Below are 23,593 nucleotides of genomic sequence, written 5' to 3'. Positions count from 1 at the left end.
ATACATAGTGCCAGTTTCAGGCGTTATGAAGTTCCAAACGCCACTGTAGTTTAAAAACTAGACCCCGGATGCTGCAAAAACTCAATTTCTTCTTGGCTAGATGTTCTGCCCAAAATGCTATTGCGGTGTGGGTAGCGACCAAACCTGTCGATTATAGCTTTGTGCTGCACTTCAAATTCGTAGTTGGTTTCTAATCCTGGTTGATTGAATAAATCGAGTGCAAGTTCATGTATGTGCTTCGACTCGCTGTGCATATAAGGCATATACAGAAAGGCTTGCTCTTCAGGAGTAAGTGACTGGTCATGACCGCGCTCTATTGCTTCTTGTGCTAATGCTAAAGCCAATGCATCGGTGGCAAAAGCAAGTGGACTATTGCGGTGAATGTTCCGCGAGAATTGGTCGAGTACGATAACTTCAGCAAGCCTACCTCTAGCGCTACCTCGCCAATGCCAAAGTTCGCACTTTGAGCCGGCTTCGTGGGTTGCGTTGAATCTTTCCGTGATATGAGTGTCGAGGCTGTCGTCTTTCATAAACCATTGAGATGGTTTTAGTTCTTGGAACCAGAAATCGAGGACCTCGTGGGCTTCTGTCACCATTTTTTCACTTGACCTGCAATGTATTTGATTAATATTATCGACCTGAAACTGATAAAAAACAAATGGATGTAATTATGAAAAAAACAGTTCTATTCGGAAGCGCAGTTGTTCTAGCGATGGGTTTAACAGGTTGTGGTGGAGTTGATTTTGGTGACGACACTGGCCCTTACACTATGGACCGTGAGTGTGATGACCCGCGTTTCAGCGACGTACCTAGCACGCCAGGCGGCATGGCTGGCTCTCTAGACGCTAGCAACATTAAGAAAGACGCTACTGACTGCGAAGGTTTCTTCACTGCAGGCTGGATTGAGCTTCGCGAATAATCTAGCAAAGTCAGATATATGACATAAATGCGGGCGCTTTTAGTTCTTTCAGTTCTATAAAATAAGAATTCGTTCGTTCGCCCGCACTTTCCTCGCTTTTATACTCTGCACTCAACTTTTCGTAGGTGAGTGTAATGAGTAAGACCGTACTACCCGTTCTAGATTTGCAAGAACTCCGCGCTGGAGGGAAATCCAAGGCGGACTTTCTACGCACGCTGGCAGAGACTGCGCGTACAGTGGGCTTCTTCTACGTAAAAGGACATCAATTAGAATGCTTGCAGCAGCAAGTGTTTGAGCTTTCGAAGCAATTTTTCTCACTTCCGCTCGAGAGCAAACTTGAAACCCAAATGGTGAACTCTCCTCATTTTCGTGGCTACACGCGAATCAAGGGAGAAATAACCGCTGGTAACGTCGACTTTCGTGAACAGTTTGACGTGATGCGTGAAGAGCAGCCTGTGGAACTCAGTGCCAGTAATCCTTCGTGGGCTCGCTTAATTGGACCCAATCAATGGCCGACGGCATTACCAGAGTTACGCCACGCGGTTTTGAATTACCAGAATGAACAAACCGATGTTTCAAAAGAGCTTTTAATGGCCTTTGCAGAGGCATTAGGTCAACCCGAAGACGCTTTTGGAACTTCAATAGACAAGCCTTATACCCACATGAAGCTCATTCGTTATCCGGGAGAAGAAGGAGACGATAAGGCCGGTGGCCAGGGGGTAGGTGCCCATAAAGACCCTGGTTATTTGACCATTGTGACTCAAGATCAGCAGTCAGGATTACAGGTTCTGAAAGACGACGAGGGATGGGTAGACGTTCCGCCGTTAGACGGTGCCGTAGTGGTTAATATTGGCGAATTGTTGGAGATGGCTTCAGACGGATATTTGCGCGCGACATTACACCGTGTGCAAACACCTCCGGCGGGTTCGGAACGGTATTCGGTGGCGTTCTTTTTAGCGTCTCAGCTAGACAGTACAGTGCCACTATTCGAGCTAAGTGATGAGCAAAAGAAACTGGCATTGGGCCCTGAAAGTGACCCGAATAACCCAATGTTTTACCAAGTCGGTGAGAATGTGTTGAAAGGGCGAATGCGTTCTCACCCAGACGTCGCAGAAGCTTGGGCATAAAAAATTGGGGTCAGAGCACTTAGTGCTCTGACCCCAAAGTGCTCTGACCCCATTTTTATTCGATAAGGTGCCACTGTGTTTGGCGGCCGGCGAAGTAGATAACGTTCTCTCCGTTGAAGTATGCGCTTTGCTCTAAACGAATATGCACAAACTGCCCATTCCATTCAGGCACGGCCTGTTTCACGTTGCCTTCAATAGCATAAGCGGTATTCGGATAAAGTGGATAGTCACCACGTATCGGTGTTGGGCCTTGGTTGTCCCACATGCCAATGGTTGGTCCCGGAGCGTGTCCATAAAAACCTAGCGGATGCGTATAAGTGCTGCTAATAATTCCTTCACTCTCATTTTGAGCGATGGTTGCGGCAAGAATTTCGTTACCCGTTCTTCCCGTGACGAAATTGTCTGTAAGAATGTCTTGCCAGCGATTACCGGTAAGTAGAGCGTCTTTAAACCCTTGTGGAATATCTCGTTCACCAACTTCTAATACATAGGCCATTTCCTGCGTATCGGTACAAAGCGTTAGGTAGCATATACCTACGTCGGTGTGTAGAACGTCACCGCGCTGAATAACCCCTTCACTACCACAAAAGAAGGTGTCTTCTTCACACTCGGTGCCGACGCGTTGATAGCTCACGTAAGGCATAAACCAAATAGGTAATTGAAGTTCCTCAAAACGATTGCGGATGTACCATGCTACGTCGTCGGTGTGGGTTACACCTGGTGTAATCACTTGTGAGCTAAAAGCTTCACCAATAACTGCCCGAGCCAGACTAAGTACATGTGGGTAAATTTCTAATTCTTGTTCGGTGCGAGTTTCAACCCAGCGCACGACAAGCTTTTCCGCAGAAACCAGTCTGTCTTGAAAAGTGTCTGGTAGAACTTCGGTAAGTCGTTGGTGTAACGCGCTAGAAAGCCCGTCTGCTACAGGCCAGTCGCGAGATACATTAATGCCAATCGAGCTAGGGTCTTTTTCAACGATGAGGTCGCCTAATGCTTGCCATTGCTCGTCTAGATTGCCACCACTCCAGGCCGCTTCATAAGGCGCTCCAAATGGATAGGTATTCACTGTAAGGCGTTCAACTGTGCCGTCTTCTAATCTGTTAAACACCAGCATAGTGGTGCGTCTGGCGGCAAAAGTGGGTTGTGGAACCAGCGTAAAATACACAGGGTCCTCTGCATACTCTCGATTGAGTACCAACCACATATCAATGTTTTGCTCTTCCATAAGTGCAGGCAGCAAATTCTCTAGCCTGTCGGTGAGCATCGCATTCACCGGTTCAATACGTGCCTGTTGAGGAAGAACTTGGTAATGCTCTGCCGACTTAAGCACGCGTCCTTGAGACGGCTCATTGGCCACAGAAGGCCAGAAAACAAATATTCCTATGGCGGCTAAAAGTGCGCCCACTGCAAATCCTATTCTCATCGTAGCCTCTTTTTATTCTCTTGAATCTGCGGTAACGGTGACATTCCAGTTGACGGCTTTCCACAGGTCGTCTTCTTGAATCATTACTGCTGTATTATAGAATCGTGTTTCTTTTTGCGTAGCTTCGTTTTTCGCAACAAGCGTGAAATTCACGATAGCAGCACCGTCTACGTGATAAACAGAAATGTCTTCAGCACTGTACCAAACCTCAACTTCCTCAGCGGTAAGGCGGGTGTCTCCCTCAATGTCTGCCCAAATTTGCTCACGACCAAAGCGTAGCCCCCTTCCACTTGTGTAGGTAAGATCTTCTGCCCAAAAATGCCGATGCACGTCTGGGTCGTTATAGCTTGCACCGTTTAAAAACCATTTTAATGTGCCAACAACTGGGTCTTCCGTGGCTTGTGCTTGGGGTATCGTTAAACTTAAAAATACAGCTAAGCTAACTAGTAATGCTTTCATGTTGTTCCCTCCATTTTTATTTACCTTATCTGATAGGTTTCACGAGTGCATTTATTTTGCTTTATATCTTATTGCTTTTACTCGACATTTAAATATCTATTTTGCGGTAAATATAACCACTTTGTCGACAATTATGGTTTGCCTCACCTTGAAAAACCTAATAATTAAGCCTAAAATTGCCATCCGTTTCAAACTTGTCGACAATTATGGCTTTGCATTCTCCGCTTCTCAAGGCACCAGTTACAACCGCAGATCGAGTTCTACAGGAAATCCAACACGCTATTGTGGAGGGTGATATTCCTGCGGGCAGTAAAATGAGTGAGCCCGAGTTAGCGAAGCGTTTTCAAGTAAGCAGAGCACCTTTACGCGAGGCTTTGGCGCGATTAGAGCGTTGCCATTTAGTAGAACGTTTACCCAATGTAGGCGCTCGCGTTGTAAGGCTGTCAGTCGAAAGTTTACGGGCTTTGTATGAGCTGCGCGAAGAGCTAGAGGGTTTAGCTTGCCGCCTGGCGGCAGAGAAAATGCCAGAAAGCGAAGTTCAGTCTTTGAAAGCTTTGTTAGACAAGCATTTAGCCACACAGCGTGTGAGCGAAGGTGAAAGTTATTACCAAGAAGAGGGTGATTTAGACTTTCATTATCGCGTCATTTTAGGCAGCGACAATTCATATCTAATTAATATTCTGTGTGACGAGCTTTATTACCTTGCAAGAATGTACCGCGTCCAATTAGGCATGAATGGCCCTCGTGTTTCGCGAGCGTTCGATGAACATAGGGCAATATTGCAAGCGATTGCTAATCGTGACGGTGAACTAGCAGATTTATTGATGCGCAGGCACATTCGCGCATCTAGAGACAACATCGAAATTCAGTTAAGAGAAATTGAGGAGCAAACATGAGCCAGTTAGCGAGTGCGGGCGCAAAATTGCGTGAGGCAATTGCCGCAGAAAATCCATTACAAATCGTAGGTACAATTAATGCTTACACAGCTATGATGGCTGAGCGTGTAGGCCATAAAGCACTATACTTATCGGGTGCAGGTGTAGCGAACGCATCATTTGGTTTGCCTGACTTAGGTATGACTTCGTTAAATGATGTTTGTGAAGACATTCGCCGAATCACGGGTGCTTCAGACTTGCCTTTATTAGTTGACGCCGACACAGGTTGGGGTGGTGCATTTAATATCTCTCGTACGGTGAAGGAAATGACTCGTGCGGGTGCTGCTGGCTTCCACATTGAAGACCAGGTTGCGCAGAAACGCTGTGGTCACCGTCCTAACAAGGAAATTGTGACTCAAGAAGAAATGGTAGACCGTGTAAAAGCGGCTGTTGATGCTCGTATTGACGATCAGTTCCTGATCATGGCGCGTACCGACGCTTTGCAACAAGAAGGCTTAGAAGCTGCAATTGAGCGCGCACAAGCATGCGTTGACGCTGGCGCCGACGCCATTTTTGCTGAAGCAGTTCATACACTAGAACAATATGATGCGTTTACAAAAGCATTGAACGTACCTGTGCTAGCGAACATTACTGAATTTGGCGCAACTCCACTATTCAATAAGCAAGAGTTGGCTGACGTTGGTGTAGAAATGGTGCTGTATCCGTTAAGCGCGTTCCGTGCCATGAACAAAGCTGCGTTAAATGTTTATGAAAATATTCTAGAGAAAGGCGATCAGAAAGACTCAATCGACAACATGCAAACACGCATGGAGTTATATGATTTCTTAAATTATCACGCGTTTGAAGAAAAATTAGACGCGCTTTTTTCAAAGAAATAAGTCGTAGTAAAGAAAAAGAATTCACAACAAATTTAGGAGTATAGAAATGGTTGATAAGAAATTAGGTGGCGCGGGATTGCGCGGACAAGTAGCTGGTGAAACTGCCCTTTGTACTGTAGGTAAATCAGGTTCTGGCTTAACTTACTATGGTTATGACATTTCAGAATTAGCTGAAAAAGTGGGCTTTGAAGAAGTTGCGTATTTGCTTGCGCATGGCGAGCTACCGAATACTTCACAATTAGCAGACTACAAAGCGCGTTTGAAAACATTGCGCGGCTTACCACAAAGCTTGAAAGACGTTCTTGAGCGCATTCCTGCAGACGCGCACCCAATGGACGTAATGCGTACAGGTATTTCTTTCCTGGGTAACATTGAAGGGGAAGAAGACTTCAGTGAAGCAGACGCGAAAATTGAGCGTATGCTTGCTGCGTTCCCTAGCATTCTTCTGTACTGGTATCGCTTTAGCCACGACGGCAAACGCATTGAAACAGAAACAGACGACGATTCAATTGGCGCGCACTTCTTGCACTTGTTGCACGACAAAAAGCCTTCGCAATTGCATATCGACGTAATGAACACGTCTTTAATTTTATATGCAGAGCACGAGTTTAACGCTTCTACGTTTACTGCTCGCGTATGTGCATCAACTTTGTCAGACATTTTCTCTTGTGTAACTGCTGCAATTGGCTCACTTCGTGGACCACTTCACGGTGGAGCAAACGAAGCTGCGATGGACTTAATCGAAGATATGAAGTCGGCAGACGACGCAGAACAAACGCTAATGGGTATGCTAGAGCGTAAAGAAAAAATCATGGGCTTCGGTCATGCCGTTTACCGTGAGTTTGACCCGCGTAACGATGTAATTAAAGCTTGGTCGAAGAAGCTTTCTGAAGAGTTTGGTGACAGCCGTTTGTACGACGTTTCTGTGCGTTGTGAAGAAGTAATGTGGCGCGAGAAGAAGTTATTCCCAAATGCGGATTTCTTCCACGCTTCTGCATACCACTACATGGGTATTCCTACTAAATTGTTTACGCCAATTTTCGTAATGTCGCGTGTAACAGGTTGGACTGCTCACGTAAAAGAACAGCGTGCGAACAACCGTATTATTCGTCCGAGTGCGGACTACACTGGTCCAGCACCTCGTAAAGTTCCTGCAATCGACGAGCGTTAATATGAACTCTCAATATCGCAAAAATTTGCCAGGCACGAATTTAGAATACTTCGACACCCGCGAGGCGGTTGAAAGTATCGAGCCTGGTGCATACAGCAAACTGCCATACACCTCTAAGGTGTTGGCAGAGCAGTTGGTGCGTCGTTGTGAGCCAGACATGCTTACCGACGCGCTTACTCAAATCGTAAAGAGAAAGCGTGACTTAGACTTTCCTTGGTATCCAGCTCGTGTAGTTTGCCACGATATTTTGGGGCAAACTGCCTTGGTTGACTTGGCTGGCCTTCGTGACGCTATTTCGGCGAAAGGTGGCGATCCTGCCAAGGTGAACCCGGTTGTGCCAACCCAATTGATTGTTGACCACTCTTTGGCAGTTGAGCACGCAGGTTTCGAGCAAGACGCGTTCGAGAAAAACCGTGCTATTGAAGATCGCCGTAACGACGATCGCTTCCATTTTATTAACTGGACGAAGACAGCGTTTAAAAACGTAGATGTTATTCCTCCAGGAAATGGAATTATGCACCAAATTAACTTGGAGAAAATGTCTCCAGTGGTGCAGGTTCGTGACAATGTAGCGTTTCCTGATACTTGTGTGGGTACTGACTCGCACACACCTATGGTTGACGCCCTAGGCGTAATTTCAGTAGGTGTAGGTGGTTTAGAAGCTGAGAGCGTAATGCTAGGTCGTGCTTCTTATATGCGCTTGCCAGATATCGTAGGTGTTGAGCTTACAGGTAAGCTTCAATCGGGTATTACCGGAACTGACATGGTACTCGCGATTACTGAGTTCTTGCGTAAAGAACGTGTAGTTGGAGCATACCTAGAGTTCTTCGGTGAAGGTGCCGACCGCCTAACCGTGGGTGACCGAGCTACTATCTCGAATATGACTCCAGAGTATGGTGCGACCGCGGCGATGTTCTACATCGACGACCAAACCATCGACTACTTGAAACTTACAGGTCGTGACGACGAGCAAGTTGAGTTGGTTGAGAAGTTTGCGAAGCATACAGGTCTTTGGGCAGCAGACATGACCGAAGCGAAGTATGAGCGTGTATTGAAGTTCGACTTGTCTTCTGTAGGTCGCAACCTTGCTGGTCCTTCGAATCCTCATGCGCTACTTTCAACCGCTGACTTAGCAGAACGCGGTATTTCTGGTGAGTACGAGCTTGAAGATGGCAAAATGCCTGATGGCGCTTGTATTATCGCGGCTATCACGAGCTGTACTAATACGAGTAACCCTCGCAACATGGTGGCGGCAGGTCTAATTGCTCGTAACGCAAACAAGCTTGGTTTAACGCGTAAACCTTGGGTGAAGTCTTCTTTGGCCCCGGGCTCTAAAACGGTAACCATGTACTTGAAAGAAGCGGGCTTAATGCCTGAGCTAGAACAGCTTGGTTTTGGTCTAGTGGCTTATGCGTGTACAACTTGTAACGGTATGAGTGGTGCACTTGACCCGAAAATTCAGCAAGAAATTATCGACCGAGATCTGTATTCGGTAGCGGTACTTTCGGGTAACCGTAATTTCGACGGGCGTATTCACCCTTATGCGAAAAATGCATTCTTGGCGTCACCACCACTGGTTGTGGCGTACGCGATTGCGGGTACCATTCGCTTCGATATCGAGAAAGATGTGCTGGGCCATGATCACGATGGTAACCCTCTGACGTTGAAAGATATTTGGCCTTCAGACGAAGAGATCGACGAGATTGTGAAGTCGAGCGTTAAGCCGGAGCAGTTCCGCACGGTTTACGACCCGATGTTCAACTTGAGTGTGGACTACGGTGAGAAAATCGACCCGTTGTATCAGTGGCGTCCGCAAAGTACTTATATTCGTCGCCCTCCTTATTGGGAAGGTGCGTTAGCTAATGCGCCAACTCTAACGGGTATGCGTCCATTAGCGGTGCTTGGCGACAACATTACAACCGACCATTTGTCGCCTTCTAACGCGATTATGGCCGACAGTGCAGCAGGTGAGTACTTGGCTTCTATGGGGGTTCCTGAGGAAGACTTTAACTCTTATGCAACGCACCGTGGTGACCACCTTACGGCACAACGTGCAACTTTCGCCAACCCGAAATTGTTTAACGAAATGGTTCGTGACGACAATGGCGATGTTATTCAAGGCTCTCTTGCTCGCATTGAGCCGGAAGGCAAAGTTGTCCGTATGTGGGAAGCTATTGAAGCTTACATGGAACGCAAACAGCCGTTGATTATTGTTGCCGGCGCTGACTATGGTCAGGGGTCGTCACGTGACTGGGCGGCGAAAGGCGTACGTTTGGCTGGTGTTGAGGTTATTGTTGCTGAAGGCTTTGAGCGTATACACCGTACGAACCTAATCGGTATGGGTGTACTTCCGCTAGAGTTTGAAGCGGGTACAACACGCAAAACTTTAAACATCGATGGCACTGAAAGCTACGACGTTAAAGGTGAACCTGCACCTGGTGCGAAACTTACGCTGGTGATTAACCGTGAAAATGGTGAAAGCGTAGACGTGCCTGTGAAGTGTCGCATAGACACGCAGGAAGAAGTAAGTATTTACAATGCTGGCGGCGTGTTACAACGCTTTGCTCAAGACTTCTTAGAAGGTAACACCTAAACCCAAAATGGGGTCAGAGCACAAAGTGCTCTGACCCCATAGGTTGATGTCTGAGTTTCTCTTGTAATATTTTGATTTAAAAGATCTTAATTAAAGTTTTCTCTTCGAAATCTTGAGTTCTGCTCTATTTGAGGAAATACGTTGACTCTCTGATTAATAACTTTATATCAGGAAGTTAGAACGATTGAGGGTCTAAAAGACTGGGGTCAGAGCACAAAGTGCTCTGACCCCACTTTGAGGGGATGTATGAGTTTTAGTCCACAGTTAAAAATTCCAGCGATTTATATGCGTGGTGGTACGAGTAAAGGGGTGTTTTTTCGCCTTGACGAATTACCTGAGAAAGCGCAGCAGCCGGGTGAATATCGCGACAGTTTGTTATTACGTGTAGTGGGTAGTCCTGATCCATACGCCAAACATACTGACGGTATGGGTGGCGCGACGTCGAGCACCAGTAAAACGGTGATTTTGTCGAAAAGTGATAAGCCAGACCACGACGTAGACTATTTATTTGGCCAGGTGTCTATCGACAAACCATTCATCGACTGGAGTGGTAACTGTGGCAACCTCACCTCTGCAGTGGGCTCTTGTGCGGTAACTCTAGGTTTGGTCGACAAAGAATTGGTGCCTGAAAATGGTTACGCAACAGTGCGTATTTGGCAGGTCAATATTCAAAAAACGATTATTGCTCATGTGCCCATTACCAATGGTCAGGTGCAAGAAACGGGCGACTTTGAGCTAGACGGCGTAACTTTTCCTGCGGCGGAAGTTCCTATTGAGTTTCTTGACCCGGCAGACGGTGAAGGCTCGATGTTCCCAACGGGTAATGTAGTAGATACATTTGAAGTGCCAGGTTTTGGTGAGCTTGAAGCTACTTTTATCAACGCGGGAATTCCGACTATTTTCGTTAATGCAGAAGCTATTGGTTACACCGGTACTGAGTTACAAGGTGCGATTAATGAAAGCGTAGAAGCGCTAGAACGCTTTGAAACTTTGCGTGCTCATGGTGCGCTGAAAATGGGTTTAATCAATAACCTAGACGAAGCGCAAAGTCGCCAACACACACCGAAAATTGCCTTTGTTGGACCGGCGCAAACCTATGTTTCTTCGAGTGGCAAAACTGTTGCTGAGCAAGACATTGATTTGGTTGTTCGAGCCCTATCGATGGGCAAGCTTCACCATGCCATGATGGGCACAGCGGCAGTAGCTATAGGAGCTGCAGCTGCAGTTCCTGGGACCTTGGTAAATTTGGCTGCCGGTGGCGGTGAACGTGACGCAGTGACCTTTGGGCATCCGTCTGGAACGTTGCGTGTCGGTGCAGAAGCAGAACAACACAACGGTGAGTGGGTTGTCACTAAAGCGAAAATGAGCCGAAGTGCGAGAACGCTGATGGAAGGTTGGGTTCGCGTTCCAGAACCTGAGTAATCAAGAATAAAGCGGGCTAAAAATAAAAAAGCAGGTTCCTTTAAAGAACCTGCTTTTTGTTTTAGAGCTAAATATTAGTCTTGTTTGTGGGTAATAAATTCCGGGTAAGCTTCTACACCGCAGTCGCTGATGTCGCCACCGCGATACTCGTCTTCTTCCGATACGCGAATTCCTGTAACGACTTTCAGTATCCACCAAGCCACAAAGCTGGTTACGAACATCCACCCGAAAATCGTTCCGGCTCCAGCTAACTGTTTAACCAAAGTTGCGTCGCTATTGCTTAATGGAACAACTAAGAGTCCGAATAAACCAACAACACCATGAACTGAAATAGCGCCTACCGGGTCGTCTATTTTAGCGCGGTCTAATCCAACAATAGACAACACAACAATGGCACCTGCAACTAACCCTATGAGGCAGGCTAAAGCTGGTGTGGGTGCGTCTGGAGCCGCTGTAATCGCGACTAAACCTGCCAATGCACCATTTAGGATCATGGTTAAGTCTGCCTTTTTCCAGACAAAGCGAACAATAAGAAATGCGCCAATGGCTCCGGTCGCTGCTGCTGCATTGGTGTTAATAAAGACATTCGCGATAGCTTCGGCATTTCCAGCACCGCTGAGTTGAAGCTGTGAACCACCGTTAAAACCAAACCAGCCCATCCATAAAATGAATGTACCTAGTGTGGCAAGGGGCATATTTGCGCCAGGGATAGCCTGGACACTTCCGTCTGAGCGGTACTTCCCTTTGCGGGGGCCAAGTACGATAACCGCTGCTAACGCCGCTGCTGCACCAGCCATATGCACAATACCTGAGCCTGCAAAATCAGAGAAGCCGAACTCATTTAAGAAGCCTCCGCCCCAACTCCAGCTGCCTTGAATGGGGTACAGAACACCAGTAAGCAAAACACAGAAGATGAGGAAGCTAGAGAGTTTCATGCGCTCAGCAACGGCACCTGAAACAATAGACATTGCGGTAGCAACGAAGACCATTTGAAAGAATATATCTGCTGGCTTAGCGTGTGTTGTGATGTCTGGGGTACCATACATAAGGTGGTATCCAAAGAGTAAATAAAGCGTACACGCGATAGCGTAAAGCATGACGTTTTTAACCAAAATTTCGGTGGTGTTCTTAGAGCGAACGAGACCTGCTTCTAACATTGAGAAGCCTGCGGCCATCCACATCACAAGCGCTGCGCTCATGAGCAAATAAAATGTGTCGAGTGAAAATGCGAGTTCTGTAATAGTCATAATCGTTCCTTAAATTGCTTGCTCATCAACTTCGCCAGTACGAATACGTACCGCGTGTGCTAAATCAATAACAAAAATCTTCCCGTCGCCTGTTTTCCCTGTTTGGGCAGACTTTTGAATGGCTTCTACCACACGTTCAGACTGCTCTTGGTGAATGGCGATATCGAGTCTTAGCTTGGGTAGAAACTCTGCGCGGTAGGTGGCGCCGCGGTAGAGCTCGTCTAATCCTTTTTGTTGACCGAAACCTTTTACTTCTGTCACCGTAAGTCCGTTGCAGCCAACTTCATGTAGCGCGTCGCGAACTTCGGGGAGTCTGGCGGGTTTAATAATGGCAATGATGAGTTGCATGTTACATTCCTCTGTTATGAGATTGTTTTCTCTTTTTAAGAGGACTAGAGCAATTCTAATGCCACTCTTTAATGCATTGAAAATATTGGTCTTTTTTCTCTGCTTGGGAATGGCAAAATAATTCGCGGTTGATTTTTGTGCAACCATTTGCGAGTTTGCACCGTATCAGTGCAACACCCTTAGCTACCGAATATAAGGAGCAGACATGAACAAGTTTATAGTTGCTATAGCAGGCGTTGGGGCTTCATTAAGTATGCTTGCTCAAGCAGATGTGCCTTACGTGGAGCAGCAAAAACTGCATGACATAGCAGCAGCACCTTCAGCTGATCGAATTGAACGAGATATTCAAACCTTAGTGAACTTTGGAACGCGCCATACACTTTCAGAAACAAAGTCGGACTCCCGTGGAATTGGTGCGGCGCGCCGTTGGATTTTCGAGGAGTTTGAACGTATTTCACAAGCGTGTGGTGGGTGTTTAGAAGTGTATTACAGTAGTGACGTGATTTCGGGCACTACTCGAATACCCGACCCAACTGAAGTCGTAAGTGTTGTAGCCATTCAGCGTGGGAAAACCGATCCAAATCGCTATGTCATGATGTCTGGTGATATTGACTCGCGAGTGTCCGACGTAATGGACGCTACTTCAGACGCTCCAGGCGCGAACGATAATGCTTCGGGCTTAGCGGGTACGCTAGAGGCGGCTCGTGTGCTTACCCAATACGAATTCAATGGCTCTATTGTTTATGCGGCGCTAGCTGGCGAAGAACAAGGATTATTTGGTGGTCGTATTCTAGCGGCCCAAGCGCAAGAAGAAGGCTGGCGACTTCACGCGGTGCTCAATAACGACATGATCGGTAATATTGCAGGCATTAACGGAGTGGTGAATAACACTACAGCGCGTATTTTTGCCGAAGGCACCCGTATGAATGAAACTGCCGATGAAGCCACGTTAAGAAGATTTACCGGAGGTGAGGTAGATTCTCCAAGCAGGAACTTAGCGCGCTACATTGACTGGATAGCAGACCGTTACATTACCAACTTAGACACCATGGTGATTTACCGTTTAGACCGCTTTCGCCGTGGCGGACACCACAGACCTTTTAACGACTTAGGTTACCCAGGTGTTCGTATTATGGAAACGAATGAGCACTATGACCGCCAACACCAAGACCTGCGCAACGAAGACGGTAGACATTATGGTGACACTATCGACTATGTTGACTTCGACTATGCGGCAAAACTTACTGCCTTGAACGCAGTGTCATTAGCGAGCATGGCTTGGGCGCCGGCACCACCAACAGGCGTGGAAATTTCGGGTGCTGTTAGTCCAGACACAACATTAACTTGGGATGCTCCGAGAACCGAAGAGGACGATAATATTCGCGGCTATAAGGTGTATTGGCGTTATACCGACCAACCTCAGTGGCAATTCAGCAAAGAATTTGGAAAAGTTACTGAGGCAACCCTTGAAAACGTAGTGATCGATAACTATTTCTTTGGTGTGGCAAGCATCAACAACGAAGGTATCGAAAGTCCAGTGGTATTCCCAGGACCAGCAGGTACTTTCGAAATAGACTAATGTGGGATGCAGTATGAATTTTTTAAAAGCAATTGGCTCATTAGCGCTTGCTAGTGTAGTAGCTTCAGGTGTGGCTGGTGTCGTCCATGCAAGCGAAGACGAACGTTATGATCACTTTGAAGGTAGTGAATCACCTACCATTGAAGCGGCGTTGGCAAATCTAGTTGAATACAATCAGAAGCTTCAAGAAGCGATGGAAGGTGGATTAACTCCACAAGAAATGGCTGACATTCATCAAATGACTTACACGCTAGAAAATGCGTTAAAACGTTTAGATGAAGAGCTTGAAGCGACGGCAGCAAGCTTAGAAGAAGTGCATCTAGCTTCTGAAACTATGCAAGGAGAAATAGTTTCAGAGCAGGGGCGCGCGTACCTAGAAAAAGTACAAAAAATCTTTTTTAGCCAAAACTAATAAAGATAAAGACATGAAAAACGGGGCTTTATGTAGTCCCGTTTTTTTTTGCGTTTTTCGCAATCACGTCACTTTCTGTTTGACCTGAAACTGAGCTTCTTTATAGGTTTTATTACGCATAATGTGTTCAAGCTTTTCGATAGCAACGAATAAGTCTTCAAAGCCCACGTACAGTGGCGCAAAACCTACCCGCAAATAACTCGGCGCTCGATAATCTGCAATAACTCCCGAGTGTATCCATGCTTGGCATATCGCATACGCGTCTTCGTGATGAAAACTTAACTGACTACCTCTAACGTTAGAGTCGGTTGGAGAAATCGATTGCAGCTCTTGGTTCAATCCTTTTTCCGCCAATGCTTGCTCAAACGCCTCGCTTAATTTCACAGACTTTTCGCGAAGCGCTGGAATACTTGTTTGTTCAAATACATCCAAAGCCCCTTCTACGGCCGACATAGATACTATGGGAGGTGTACCCACTAGAAATTGGCTGATGTCTTGCGCTGGTACATACTCTGGCGAGAATTCAAAAGGTGCAGCATGACCCATCCAGCCAAATAAAGGTTGGTATGCTTTCCCTAAATGACGTTCTGCTACGTAAACAAATGCCGGGGCGCCGGGTCCTGCGTTTAAATATTTATAGGTACAGCCCACAGCGAAATCGACTTGCCAGTCATCAAGATAAACAGGCACTGCGCCAGCGCTATGGGCAAGGTCTACGATGATTGCAGCGTTATTTTTATGCGCGAGTTGAGCAAGTCTCTCAATGTTGAGCATTGCTCCGGTACGAAAATTAACGTGCGTTACAAGTAGCGCTGCAACGTCTCTGCTTAATGCATTTTCAAGCTCATTTTCGGCTACTAATTCGAGTTTTATATTGCGTTCTTCGAGTAGTTTTTGCAGACCCTGAATCATATACAAGTCGGTAGGGAAATTGTCCTCCGTACTCACAATAGTATCGCCAGGGAAAACTTCTAACGCCGCTACAAGCACTTTAAACAGGTTAATAGAAATCGAGTCGCAGCATAGGGTTTGTCCTTCGCTGGCGCCCACAAGTTTCCCGATACGGTCTCCGACCTGTTGTGGTTTGGAGATCCAACTATGTTTATTCCAACTCGCAATGAGGTCGTTGCCCCATTCCTGCTGAGTGGTTTGAGCAATTCGTTCTTGCGCTGAATAACTTAAAGGTCCGAGCGAATTACCGTCTAAATATACCGTTTGCGCGGGGATATGAAACAAATGGCGCAATTCGAATAACGGATCTTCACGGTCTAGCTGTTGTGCAATTTCAAGACGACTTAACATGATGATTACTCTGCTTCTAATGCATTAAATGTAGTGTGCAAATGACCTACCCAAGTTTGCCAAGCACTTGTTTCCGGGTGTACGAAATCGAAATGCCCTGCACCGTGAATAACAACATTAGAGGTGTTCCCTAGTTCTGCTTGTCGTGCAGGGACGATAGGGTCGCTATCGCCAGCAAATAATATTCGAGATAGAGTCGAGCTTTGCTTAACATTCAATTCGTCGCGCTCGCTAGCCGAAGCTGTAGCCAAAAACTGTGCTCCCGCACCTTGGCAGCTGCCTTCTTGCTGGGCGTAATGTTCAAGATTGGTAATTGCGGCTAACCCCATCACTTGGCTTACCTGTGTTTGAGTATTTTCCGCGGCTAGTAACGCAAGATGTCCGCCTGCTGAGTGTCCGGCGACCACTATTGGGCTATCACCAGCACGAGACGCTACTAAGTCAATTGCCGCTGCCACGTCATGTTTACTGGTCGGCCAGCCGCCGTTTTCGTCTCCAAGTCGGCGGTACTCTACAGCCCATACATGAAAGCCTTGTTCAGCAAGTTCTGAGGCGGTAGGACGAATGTGATCGACTCCATACGCATTTAGCCAACAGCCTCCATGCACCAGAACAACGTTTCTATTCGAAGTACCTGCCCAGTATTCAACGAATTGTTGTTCCGCATTGCCATAAAACAACACTTCATCAGCAGGAGCATATTCAAGCTCAGTTACACTGGTGAAGCTTACTTGCTCTGGCGAGCTAGCGTGTACAGTACTTGTAGCCGAAATAGAAAGTAGAAGAATGATGACTAACCGGATGTACTTCATGGATTTCCTTTATGATTCATTTTTATCTTCGGAAGCTCTTCTTTGCATATCGCCCCAGTGCCCTTTTTTGCCTCGCGCCCACCGGAAAATACCTATTAAACGCCACCAACTATTGAGCTGGCGATAACCAAGGTTTTCTATGAAAGCGGCAATAAATAGCGTAAGAATGCTCGACCGCTTTTTATAAACTCGAAATGTCATTTCTTCGAGCAATAACGCCATTACCGAAACCAGTATTCCCAACACAAATGCAGCGATTAAAAAAGCTATAAGTGCGGGTTCATTCAATTGCCCGCTAATGAGTAGGAATAGGGTTAACCCATAACCGAATAACTCGAGAATTGGACCAAAGGCTTCGAAAAATAGCATAAACGGATAAGCTAGCCACCCTGCCGCACCGCCTCGAGGGTGAAAACATAGTTTTTTGTTGTACCACAAGCTCTCTAATAAACCTTGCTGCCATCTTACGCGTTGGTTTTTCAACGTTTTAAAGTCTTCCGGCGCTTCTGTCCAACATACAGGGTCGGGCACAAATCGAATGTGGTAACGTTGCTTGTTCCTACGAAGCATCAGGTGCATACGAGTAATCAGCTCCATGTCTTCGCCGATGGTACTGGGTCGGTAGCCTCCTGCCTCAATCACCGTTTTTTTACGAAATACACCAAATGCCCCGGACACAATAAGCAAGGCATTCATAGGCGACCAGCCCATGCGTCCAAACAAGAACGCACGCAGGTATTCAACAATTTGTAGTCGGGGTAACCAGCCTTTAGGTAACGCTATTTTCCTTAGAAAGCCACCGCGGATCTCACACCCGTTGAGAATGCGTACTGTACCTCCAGCTGCAACTGTGTCGCGACTCTCCAGAAACGGAATCATGACGCGCTGTAAGCTGTCTCGTTGTAGCACCGAGTCTGCGTCGATTCCACAAAAGAGAGCGTAACGACTAACATTAACACCCACATTTAGTGCGTCGGCTTTGCCGCCGTTCTCTTTGTCTACGAACCAAAGCTGTGGGTAGCGTTGTGAGCGGTAAATGCCTTTAACAGCTTTAGTGGGGACTTTTTCTTTGTAGGCTTCTGGCCACGGCTGCATTTGAAAGGCTTGCATGATTTTGTTCGCGGTTCCGTCTTTTGAGCCGTCGTTGACCACGATAATTTCGAACTCGTTGTAGTCGAGCTGTAAAAGCGAGTGCAGCGCATCAACAATAGTGGACTCTTCATTGTAGGCTGGAACAATCACTGATACAGGCGGAAGCATTGTTAGGTGGTTCTGCGGCAACACGCGGTTACCCGACTCTTGCATATGCTTGTCTACGGCAAAGAGGCTAATGACATTGAGTAGCGTGTACATGCCAAACAAAATAACGAAATAAGCCACAAGAATTGTGTATGCAATATCAATCCAATTCATGAGGCCAACCCTTGCAAGTTGATTTGATTGTCTATCAGCATTGTCAGGGTTTCACTCCCAGCAGAAGCTGGACGCTTCTGTAACTCTGCCTTAATAGCGTCTGGGGTTAAGTCGGGTAGCATTATGAGTGTTGCTGCTGCGTCGAAACGCACCCAAGGGTCTTCGTCTTCTAAGCGGTCAAACAACCTAGGCGTGTAACTGGCGTCACCGAGTCGACCGATACAGCGAATAACGAGCCCTCTTATTTCAGGATCACGATGACTTAGAAAACGCGTTGCGTGAACCAATAGACTCGGAACGCTTGCGAGTTTAAGAAACTGAGCGACTACAGCCGTGTCATCTAAAAAGCGCTCGAGCAAGTTTAAGGCCTCTTCGCGATCGGTATAGCCACGTAATTGTTCTGCCAGACGAAAACATTTCAATGCGGTTCTTCGTGGCATTTCTTTCATACCCAACTTTAGGCTGGGTAAAACTCTTTCAAGAGGAGCTTCACGCAAAGCGCTCAGTACTCGGCTTTCAGACCAGGTTTTCTCTTTGAAAATAGCTTCTAAGGCTTTTGCTCCTCTTTGTTCGTCTAGGCTGAGCAAGCTTCGTAACGCAGCAACTGCGATAAGGCTGTTTGGATGATTGAGCATTTTCTCAATCAACTTTAACTGTTTACTATTGGCTTTTCCGTAATAGCCTAGAGCAGTAACGGCGGTAATGCGCACCCGCAAAACTCTACTTTTTAATAGAGAGGTTACCCATTCGGAAAGTTTGAGTTGAGCTGCAATTTGATTCATTGCGTCGTCGCCAGAGCCACGCACATAACTATGCATTAAGCACCAGTACTCTAGAAAGCGAGCACGGTCCTTTTTGGTCAACTTGGGTAGCCCATAAGCTTCTTGCGGTCCTTCGGCAATTGCAGAGGCAATAGCGTCCTTCCAGTATGCGCGAGTAGCGCTTTGTTCTTTCAGCTCTCGTTCCGAGCGCAAGCGAAAACCTGCTGCGGTGATAAGCAGCAAGAGACATAAAACGCCAAAGCCCGTTGTTACAACAAGAACAACGTGAAGCAAGGGATCAGAATCGATAGTGGAGACCAATCTCTACTCCTTGTCGGTCATAAAAGTCACCTTGTTCACTCCAGCTAAGTGCGTATTCCCAGCTCCAGTTTCCTCTCCATTCATGACGACCGTAAAGCGCCAAGGACTTTACTTCAGCTACGATCACTTGGCTGCCTATGGCTTCCACTTCTCTTCCGGTCGCGAGAGCCAATGTGATAAATGAAATATTGCGATAATAACGAGCAATAGAGACTTGTTGTCCTAGCTCACTATCTAACCCCTGTGGATTAATTTGACTCAGTTTAAACGCCAGTCTGTAATTTCCGATGTACCAGTCGGGCTCTATGAACAGGGTCGTTATATTACGGGTTGGCCAAGCCTGCCAATCAATGCCAACAGCGCTGCCCCAAGAGCGTCCGATGCTCTGGTAGACCTGAAACCTCGCTCTTTGCTCGGGACGAAAGTCTGCATTTGGCGTTGTGCCAATTTCCATGTCGAAAGAAGTTTTAGGCTGCCACTGATAAGACGCGCCAAGAGAGAATTCGGTGTTTGTGAGATTAAATCGTTGATAGTTTCGTGCTTCAGCTCTCAGTGCTAGCTGTGATGAGTAACCATACTGGCCACGAGCATATTGGTGCTGCCAACCATCATAGTTGTTGGAAAGGGTGTCAAAGCCGATTCCTGCAGCGACAAAACTTGGTTGCGTTTCGGCATGTGCTAATGGAGCGCACAACAGTGTGAGTAGCAAAGAAATTCGTAGCATATTAAACCTTCCAATTAAAACTTGGTAACGGTTCGTGTTCGAGCCAGCGTAGTACTCTAGCTTTTAGCTCTCGAGGTTGAAAAGGCTTACTGATAACGTCATTAACCCGCAGAGTGAATGCCTCTATAACGTCCTCTTCAGAGGTGAGGTCGCTTAGAATAACCATCGGCGTATTTTGATAATGAGGATTACGGCGGACTTGCTTAACCAGGTCAAAGCCGTCTGCAAAAGGTAAGAGTAAATCCATAATAATCGCGCTCAGTTCCGTGTTGGCTTCGATATGCTTCAACACGCCCTCGGCGTCGTCGCATAGGATTACGGGGAACCCTTGCCGCGCAAATAACGCACTTAAAATATCTCTTAAGTCGGCGTCGTCATCGGCAATAAGAATAGGTAAACGAACGTTGCTTTGTTGAGGTTCCATAGCGCCTAAATTAAATCCGGTTTATATTTGTACTTAAGTCTATGCCAGAAAGATCTAAATTCAAATCATCACTTTATAAGGCGATTACTCATGACAGCACTTGGTCAGCCAGTACCTACTTCTGCGCAGGAGCGGATTCAGCTTTTAGACGTAATTCGTGGTTTTGCTTTGTTTGGCATTCTAATGATGAATATTGAGTTCTTTCAGCGGCCTCCAGTGAGTATGCCTCTAGGCTTCGATATGAGCCAAGTAGGTGCGGATTTCGAAGTGGCGCGATGGGTGTATGGCTTTATTCAGGGTAAGTTTTACACCATGTTCTCGCTGTTGTTTGGTATCGGTTTTGTTATCTTTCTTGATCGGGCTGCTGCTAAGACCGAGCATCCGAAAAGACTCTTCTTCAGACGGATATTCTTCTTGGGTATTTTCGGTGCTATCCATGCGTTTTTGATTTGGTCAGGAGATATTCTACTGATCTACGCTTTTGTGGGGCTATTTTTGTTGCTCTTTACGAAGAAAGAGCCTGAGCAGCTTCGCAGTTGGGCGATAGGACTTCTTTCATTTGCTCCTGCACTTATGCTTGCGTTTGGCGCGATTGCGTCACTGGCAATGGCGACGTCAGACGGAGCCAAGATGATGGAAGGGAATGCGGAGTTTTTAGCGCATATCACTGCAATTGCTGCACAGGGGAGTGAGGTTTACAGCTCGGGAAGATGGGTTGAAGCCGTGCAGTATCGAATGGTTGAGATGTCGACTTTATATCTTGGTGCAGGGCTTATTTTCATGGTTCCGCCTATTTTGGGCATGTTCTTGCTTGGCTCGTACTTGTTCAAAAGTGGTTTATTTACGGGTGCGCCCGAAAAATCATTTCGTTCATTTAAGAAAATGATGATTCGGGGCTATGTCATCGGGATTCCATTGGCCACATTTTTAGCAATAGGTGGCTTAGAGATGGACCTTGTGATGCCGAACTTTAAGTCATCACTTATCTTTTTCGTACAAGCTGGATCAAACATAGCGTTATGCCTCGCCTATGTAGGCACACTGGGTTGGTTATGGCATAGCGGCAAGAAATGGGTGGGCTTGTTTGCGCCTGCTGGTCGCATGGCGCTGTCTAACTACCTTGCGCAGTCGGTTATTTTCACGTTTTTGTTTTATGGTTACGGCTTCGGACTTTACGGTCAGTTGGGCCGTGCGGAAGCAACGTTAATTGCCATCGCGGTTTATATACTACAGTTGTTTGTTAGTCGTTGGTGGATGTCTACTCACCAATATGGGCCGATGGAATGGATTTGGCGAACGCTTACATACGGTGGTGTGCGTGCAAGTAAAAATAAGGTTTAAGCCCTAATGAAGCATATTTTGAAGTTAACGGCGGTTACTGTTCTTTCAACGGTTTTGTTGGCATGCCAAACACATAAGCCGGAAGAGTTTGAGCTCACTATTGCGCATATTAATGATACCCATTCTGCCTTCGAGCCGGTTGAGGGAAATATGGTTGTTCCTCACAACGACCAATCCCATTCGGTTTTCCTTGATATAGGTGGTCACCCACGTTTGCTTTCTGCTGCCAATAGCGCCCGAGCAGAAGCGCAGGCAAGTAATACGCCGTTTTTGTTTTTACACGGAGGGGATGCATGGCAGGGCAGCGCATACTTTCTGTTAAATGAAGGTAGAATGAATGCCGACGTACTCTCTCGTTTTGGCTTAGACGCCATGGCATTAGGAAATCATGAGTTTGATTTAGATAACGAAAAGCTCGACGCATTTATAGATGCCGTTAACTTTCCACTGGTTGCGACCAATATCGACGCTTCTGAAGACCAAAGCTTAGCGGATCAGAATAACTTACTACCCTATGTTTTGTACCATTTCGAGCAGGGGCAGAAGCACCGTGTTACTTTAGATGAGCTAGACGGTTTTACCGAACAGCAGAGAGGGAAAGTTGTCGCCATTGTTGGTTTGGTATTAGAAGACATGCCGAACATCTCTCCAGATACGGGTAACGTAGCTTTTTTGCCGATGGTGGAAAGCGTGCAACAACAGATAAACCAACTGCATGCTATTGGCGTGAATAAAGTCGTTGCGGTCACACATATCGGTCACCAAATTGACCGAGAGGTTGCGGCTCAGGTGAACGGTATCGATGTGATTGTGGGTGGCCACTCGCATACATTATTGGGTGACTTCTCGCATATAGGTTGGGAACAAAGCCCCGTTTACGCGTCTCGTGTACAAAACCCAAATGGCACTTCAGAGACCTGCGTGGTTCAGGCCGGGTATTACGCCCAAGCCATAGGTCAGTTAGCGGTTACTTTTGATGAAAGTGGCGCGATAAGTAACTGCGAAGGAAGAAATACAGTTCTGGTAGGGAACCGTTTGTTCCAGGCTGACTCCAGAGACGAAGCGCAGCGTTACCCTAACCACGAAGAAATTCTAGGGCAAGTGCAACAGCTTGAAGGCATTCGTGTACAAGCTCCGGAAGCAGAGTTACAACAACACATTGTGAACCGTTACCAAGGTGAAATGCGTGAAGCTTACGGCGATATTATTGGTTTTGTTCCCGAAAATATAAACCATGTTCGTTTGCCTGGTAGTTACGGAAGTGACAAGCATGGGTCGGATTTAGCGCCGCTTATAGCGTATGCTCAATACCGCTATTTCTTAAAACCCGAGATTATTGAATTAACGGGCGTTACACCGGACTTCGCTTTAATTGGCGCGGGCGGTATTCGCAAGCCTTTAAGCCAAGGTGAAATTCGTGAAGGTAATATATCGCTAGAAGTTTTGCCGTTTGGTTCTTTCCTTTCAGTTTTAGGGTTAACTGGGGAGCAAGTACGCGCGCTGCTGGATAACGTGATAGAGAGCACGCTGGCACCTGGTGCTCACGCGGGTAAATATCCTTATGGTGGTAATCTTCGGTATACCTTTGAAGAGACTGAGGTTGGTGTTGCTGGAGAAATTACTCACATAGAAGTTAACCGTGGAACATTAGAGCAGCCGGTTTGGGAAGCCTTGCAAGACGAGCAGGTTTACCAAGTGGTTATGAGCGGCTACAGCGCAGCAGGCAATGATGGTTGGAATGGTATTTATGAAGCGCAAAAGGAAAGTTCTGATCGTATAGACGTGGTGATTCAAGACGAAACATTTCATGCATATCTCGTGGAGAGAGTAGAGCGAAATGCGCAAGGAAGTTTACTCACCATCTACGAAGGCCAAGCGCCAGATTGCGATGCTGAAGGTGTAGAATGTGGTTTAGACGCGCTTTCGGTGATCAACTTTTTCCAAGAAGAACGCCACCACGTGTTGGAGATTCCTTATCCAGTCGTTACACTCGAACGTTTAGAACAATAAATAAAAGAGAA

22 protein-coding genes are annotated in these 23,593 nt (G+C 46.6%); 11 read left to right on the top strand and 11 right to left on the bottom strand.

The window, feature by feature from the left end; genetic code table 11:
* Positions 1 to 50: 50 nt before the first annotated feature.
* Positions 51 to 596 (bottom strand): DUF924 family protein, encoded by a 546-nt coding sequence (locus DQX04_RS10280; RefSeq protein WP_111915842.1) that lies wholly within the window; start codon positions 594 to 596, stop codon positions 51 to 53.
* A 74-nt stretch (positions 597 to 670) separates the two neighbouring features.
* Between DQX04_RS10280 and DQX04_RS10275 the strand changes: the two genes are divergently transcribed.
* Both DQX04_RS10275 and DQX04_RS10270 read left to right on the top strand, forming a co-directional pair.
* Positions 671 to 919 (top strand): hypothetical protein, encoded by a 249-nt coding sequence (locus DQX04_RS10275; protein WP_111915841.1) that lies wholly within the window; start codon positions 671 to 673, stop codon positions 917 to 919.
* Positions 920 to 1,053: 134 nt separating this feature from the next.
* Complete coding sequence (locus DQX04_RS10270; protein ID WP_111915840.1) at positions 1,054 to 2,046, top strand: isopenicillin N synthase family oxygenase; 993 nt, start codon at positions 1,054 to 1,056, stop codon at positions 2,044 to 2,046.
* A 55-nt stretch (positions 2,047 to 2,101) separates the two neighbouring features.
* Here DQX04_RS10270 and DQX04_RS10265 read toward each other — a convergent pair whose 3' ends face one another.
* Together DQX04_RS10265 and DQX04_RS10260 are read right to left on the bottom strand one after the other, a co-directional pair.
* Positions 2,102 to 3,469, bottom strand: a complete 1,368-nt coding sequence (locus tag DQX04_RS10265) for a M24 family metallopeptidase (RefSeq protein WP_111915839.1) — start codon at positions 3,467 to 3,469, stop codon at positions 2,102 to 2,104.
* Positions 3,470 to 3,481: 12 nt separating this feature from the next.
* On the bottom strand, positions 3,482 to 3,928 hold the full coding sequence (locus DQX04_RS10260) for a DUF4440 domain-containing protein (RefSeq protein ID WP_111915838.1): 447 nt from the start codon (positions 3,926 to 3,928) through the stop codon (positions 3,482 to 3,484).
* A 206-nt stretch (positions 3,929 to 4,134) separates the two neighbouring features.
* On the opposite strand from DQX04_RS10260, the gene DQX04_RS10255 reads away from it, so the two are divergent.
* The 5 genes from DQX04_RS10255 (at position 4,135) to prpF (ending at position 10,888) form a co-directional block, all read left to right on the top strand.
* Complete coding sequence (locus DQX04_RS10255) at positions 4,135 to 4,824, top strand: GntR family transcriptional regulator (protein WP_111915837.1); 690 nt, start codon at positions 4,135 to 4,137, stop codon at positions 4,822 to 4,824.
* The gene (gene prpB, locus DQX04_RS10250; RefSeq protein ID WP_111915836.1) at positions 4,821 to 5,702 is read left to right on the top strand and encodes a methylisocitrate lyase; all 882 of its coding nucleotides are present in this window, start codon (positions 4,821 to 4,823) and stop codon (positions 5,700 to 5,702) included. The genes DQX04_RS10255 and prpB overlap by 4 nt, the downstream gene beginning before the upstream one ends.
* Positions 5,703 to 5,748: 46 nt before the next feature.
* Complete coding sequence (gene prpC, locus DQX04_RS10245; protein ID WP_111915835.1) at positions 5,749 to 6,873, top strand: 2-methylcitrate synthase; 1,125 nt, start codon at positions 5,749 to 5,751, stop codon at positions 6,871 to 6,873.
* A gap of 1 nt (position 6,874) precedes the next feature.
* Positions 6,875 to 9,466: a Fe/S-dependent 2-methylisocitrate dehydratase AcnD gene (gene acnD, locus DQX04_RS10240; protein WP_111915834.1), complete on the top strand. Its 2,592-nt coding sequence runs from the start codon at positions 6,875 to 6,877 to the stop codon at positions 9,464 to 9,466.
* A gap of 246 nt (positions 9,467 to 9,712) precedes the next feature.
* Positions 9,713 to 10,888 carry a 2-methylaconitate cis-trans isomerase PrpF gene (gene prpF / locus DQX04_RS10235; protein ID WP_111915833.1) on the top strand — a complete coding sequence of 392 codons (1,176 nt, stop codon included), beginning with the start codon at positions 9,713 to 9,715 and terminating at the stop codon, positions 10,886 to 10,888.
* A 74-nt stretch (positions 10,889 to 10,962) separates the two neighbouring features.
* Here prpF and DQX04_RS10230 read toward each other — a convergent pair whose 3' ends face one another.
* Both DQX04_RS10230 and DQX04_RS10225 read right to left on the bottom strand, forming a co-directional pair.
* Positions 10,963 to 12,135 carry an ammonium transporter gene (locus DQX04_RS10230; protein ID WP_111915832.1) on the bottom strand — a complete coding sequence of 391 codons (1,173 nt, stop codon included), beginning with the start codon at positions 12,133 to 12,135 and terminating at the stop codon, positions 10,963 to 10,965.
* 9 nt (positions 12,136 to 12,144) lie between these two features.
* Complete coding sequence (locus DQX04_RS10225; RefSeq protein WP_111915831.1) at positions 12,145 to 12,483, bottom strand: P-II family nitrogen regulator; 339 nt, start codon at positions 12,481 to 12,483, stop codon at positions 12,145 to 12,147.
* Between the two features lie 205 nt (positions 12,484 to 12,688).
* Between DQX04_RS10225 and DQX04_RS10220 the strand changes: the two genes are divergently transcribed.
* Complete coding sequence (locus DQX04_RS10220) at positions 12,689 to 14,062, top strand: M28 family metallopeptidase (protein WP_111915830.1); 1,374 nt, start codon at positions 12,689 to 12,691, stop codon at positions 14,060 to 14,062.
* Positions 14,063 to 14,075: 13 nt separating this feature from the next.
* On the top strand, positions 14,076 to 14,474 hold the full coding sequence (locus DQX04_RS10215; RefSeq protein WP_207916344.1) for a DUF6746 family protein: 399 nt from the start codon (positions 14,076 to 14,078) through the stop codon (positions 14,472 to 14,474).
* 63 nt (positions 14,475 to 14,537) lie between these two features.
* Here DQX04_RS10215 and kynU read toward each other — a convergent pair whose 3' ends face one another.
* The 6 genes from kynU to DQX04_RS10185 are packed head-to-tail and all read right to left on the bottom strand — an operon-like array spanning position 14,538 to position 20,231.
* Positions 14,538 to 15,776 carry a kynureninase gene (gene kynU / locus DQX04_RS10210; protein WP_111915829.1) on the bottom strand — a complete coding sequence of 413 codons (1,239 nt, stop codon included), beginning with the start codon at positions 15,774 to 15,776 and terminating at the stop codon, positions 14,538 to 14,540.
* 5 nt (positions 15,777 to 15,781) lie between these two features.
* Positions 15,782 to 16,588 (bottom strand): alpha/beta hydrolase, encoded by an 807-nt coding sequence (locus DQX04_RS10205; protein WP_111915828.1) that lies wholly within the window; start codon positions 16,586 to 16,588, stop codon positions 15,782 to 15,784.
* A gap of 9 nt (positions 16,589 to 16,597) precedes the next feature.
* Positions 16,598 to 18,001: a glycosyltransferase family 2 protein gene (locus DQX04_RS10200; protein ID WP_111915827.1), complete on the bottom strand. Its 1,404-nt coding sequence runs from the start codon at positions 17,999 to 18,001 to the stop codon at positions 16,598 to 16,600.
* Positions 17,998 to 19,083, bottom strand: coding sequence for a HEAT repeat domain-containing protein (locus DQX04_RS10195; protein WP_111915826.1), 1,086 nt, complete (start codon positions 19,081 to 19,083; stop codon positions 17,998 to 18,000). Before DQX04_RS10195 ends, DQX04_RS10200 begins: the two co-directional genes overlap by 4 nt.
* Positions 19,061 to 19,807 (bottom strand): YaiO family outer membrane beta-barrel protein, encoded by a 747-nt coding sequence (locus DQX04_RS10190; protein ID WP_111915825.1) that lies wholly within the window; start codon positions 19,805 to 19,807, stop codon positions 19,061 to 19,063. Before DQX04_RS10190 ends, DQX04_RS10195 begins: the two co-directional genes overlap by 23 nt.
* Position 19,808: 1 nt before the next feature.
* Positions 19,809 to 20,231 carry a PleD family two-component system response regulator gene (locus DQX04_RS10185; RefSeq protein WP_111915824.1) on the bottom strand — a complete coding sequence of 141 codons (423 nt, stop codon included), beginning with the start codon at positions 20,229 to 20,231 and terminating at the stop codon, positions 19,809 to 19,811.
* A gap of 90 nt (positions 20,232 to 20,321) precedes the next feature.
* On the opposite strand from DQX04_RS10185, the gene DQX04_RS10180 reads away from it, so the two are divergent.
* Together DQX04_RS10180 and DQX04_RS10175 are read left to right on the top strand one after the other, a co-directional pair.
* Positions 20,322 to 21,572 carry a DUF418 domain-containing protein gene (locus DQX04_RS10180; RefSeq protein ID WP_111915823.1) on the top strand — a complete coding sequence of 417 codons (1,251 nt, stop codon included), beginning with the start codon at positions 20,322 to 20,324 and terminating at the stop codon, positions 21,570 to 21,572.
* A 6-nt stretch (positions 21,573 to 21,578) separates the two neighbouring features.
* Positions 21,579 to 23,582 carry a bifunctional UDP-sugar hydrolase/5'-nucleotidase gene (locus DQX04_RS10175; protein ID WP_111915822.1) on the top strand — a complete coding sequence of 668 codons (2,004 nt, stop codon included), beginning with the start codon at positions 21,579 to 21,581 and terminating at the stop codon, positions 23,580 to 23,582.
* The last annotated feature ends 11 nt before the right edge of the window (positions 23,583 to 23,593 follow it).

The sequence above is a fragment of the Aliidiomarina sp. B3213 genome (genome assembly GCF_003290085.1).
GTDB lineage: Bacteria > Pseudomonadota > Gammaproteobacteria > Enterobacterales > Alteromonadaceae > Aliidiomarina.
This window is presented reverse-complemented; position numbering and strand designations above follow the sequence as displayed.

What these genes read in the sequence shown, in the direction of transcription:
- DQX04_RS10280 (WP_111915842.1), bottom strand. Translation starts at nt 596, where the DNA reads ATGGTGACAGAAGCCCACGAGGTCCTCGATTTCTGGTTCCAAGAACTA.
- DQX04_RS10275 (WP_111915841.1), top strand. Translation starts at nt 671, where the DNA reads ATGAAAAAAACAGTTCTATTCGGAAGCGCAGTTGTTCTAGCGATGGGT.
- DQX04_RS10270 (WP_111915840.1), top strand. Translation starts at nt 1,054, where the DNA reads ATGAGTAAGACCGTACTACCCGTTCTAGATTTGCAAGAACTCCGCGCT.
- DQX04_RS10265 (WP_111915839.1), bottom strand. Translation starts at nt 3,469, where the DNA reads ATGAGAATAGGATTTGCAGTGGGCGCACTTTTAGCCGCCATAGGAATA.
- DQX04_RS10260 (WP_111915838.1), bottom strand. Translation starts at nt 3,928, where the DNA reads ATGAAAGCATTACTAGTTAGCTTAGCTGTATTTTTAAGTTTAACGATA.
- DQX04_RS10255 (WP_111915837.1), top strand. Translation starts at nt 4,135, where the DNA reads ATGGCTTTGCATTCTCCGCTTCTCAAGGCACCAGTTACAACCGCAGAT.
- prpB (WP_111915836.1), top strand. Translation starts at nt 4,821, where the DNA reads ATGAGCCAGTTAGCGAGTGCGGGCGCAAAATTGCGTGAGGCAATTGCC.
- prpC (WP_111915835.1), top strand. Translation starts at nt 5,749, where the DNA reads ATGGTTGATAAGAAATTAGGTGGCGCGGGATTGCGCGGACAAGTAGCT.
- acnD (WP_111915834.1), top strand. Translation starts at nt 6,875, where the DNA reads ATGAACTCTCAATATCGCAAAAATTTGCCAGGCACGAATTTAGAATAC.
- prpF (WP_111915833.1), top strand. Translation starts at nt 9,713, where the DNA reads ATGAGTTTTAGTCCACAGTTAAAAATTCCAGCGATTTATATGCGTGGT.
- DQX04_RS10230 (WP_111915832.1), bottom strand. Translation starts at nt 12,135, where the DNA reads ATGACTATTACAGAACTCGCATTTTCACTCGACACATTTTATTTGCTC.
- DQX04_RS10225 (WP_111915831.1), bottom strand. Translation starts at nt 12,483, where the DNA reads ATGCAACTCATCATTGCCATTATTAAACCCGCCAGACTCCCCGAAGTT.
- DQX04_RS10220 (WP_111915830.1), top strand. Translation starts at nt 12,689, where the DNA reads ATGAACAAGTTTATAGTTGCTATAGCAGGCGTTGGGGCTTCATTAAGT.
- DQX04_RS10215 (WP_207916344.1), top strand. Translation starts at nt 14,076, where the DNA reads ATGAATTTTTTAAAAGCAATTGGCTCATTAGCGCTTGCTAGTGTAGTA.
- kynU (WP_111915829.1), bottom strand. Translation starts at nt 15,776, where the DNA reads ATGTTAAGTCGTCTTGAAATTGCACAACAGCTAGACCGTGAAGATCCG.
- DQX04_RS10205 (WP_111915828.1), bottom strand. Translation starts at nt 16,588, where the DNA reads ATGAAGTACATCCGGTTAGTCATCATTCTTCTACTTTCTATTTCGGCT.
- DQX04_RS10200 (WP_111915827.1), bottom strand. Translation starts at nt 18,001, where the DNA reads ATGAATTGGATTGATATTGCATACACAATTCTTGTGGCTTATTTCGTT.
- DQX04_RS10190 (WP_111915825.1), bottom strand. Translation starts at nt 19,807, where the DNA reads ATGCTACGAATTTCTTTGCTACTCACACTGTTGTGCGCTCCATTAGCA.
- DQX04_RS10185 (WP_111915824.1), bottom strand. Translation starts at nt 20,231, where the DNA reads ATGGAACCTCAACAAAGCAACGTTCGTTTACCTATTCTTATTGCCGAT.
- DQX04_RS10180 (WP_111915823.1), top strand. Translation starts at nt 20,322, where the DNA reads ATGACAGCACTTGGTCAGCCAGTACCTACTTCTGCGCAGGAGCGGATT.
- DQX04_RS10175 (WP_111915822.1), top strand. Translation starts at nt 21,579, where the DNA reads ATGAAGCATATTTTGAAGTTAACGGCGGTTACTGTTCTTTCAACGGTT.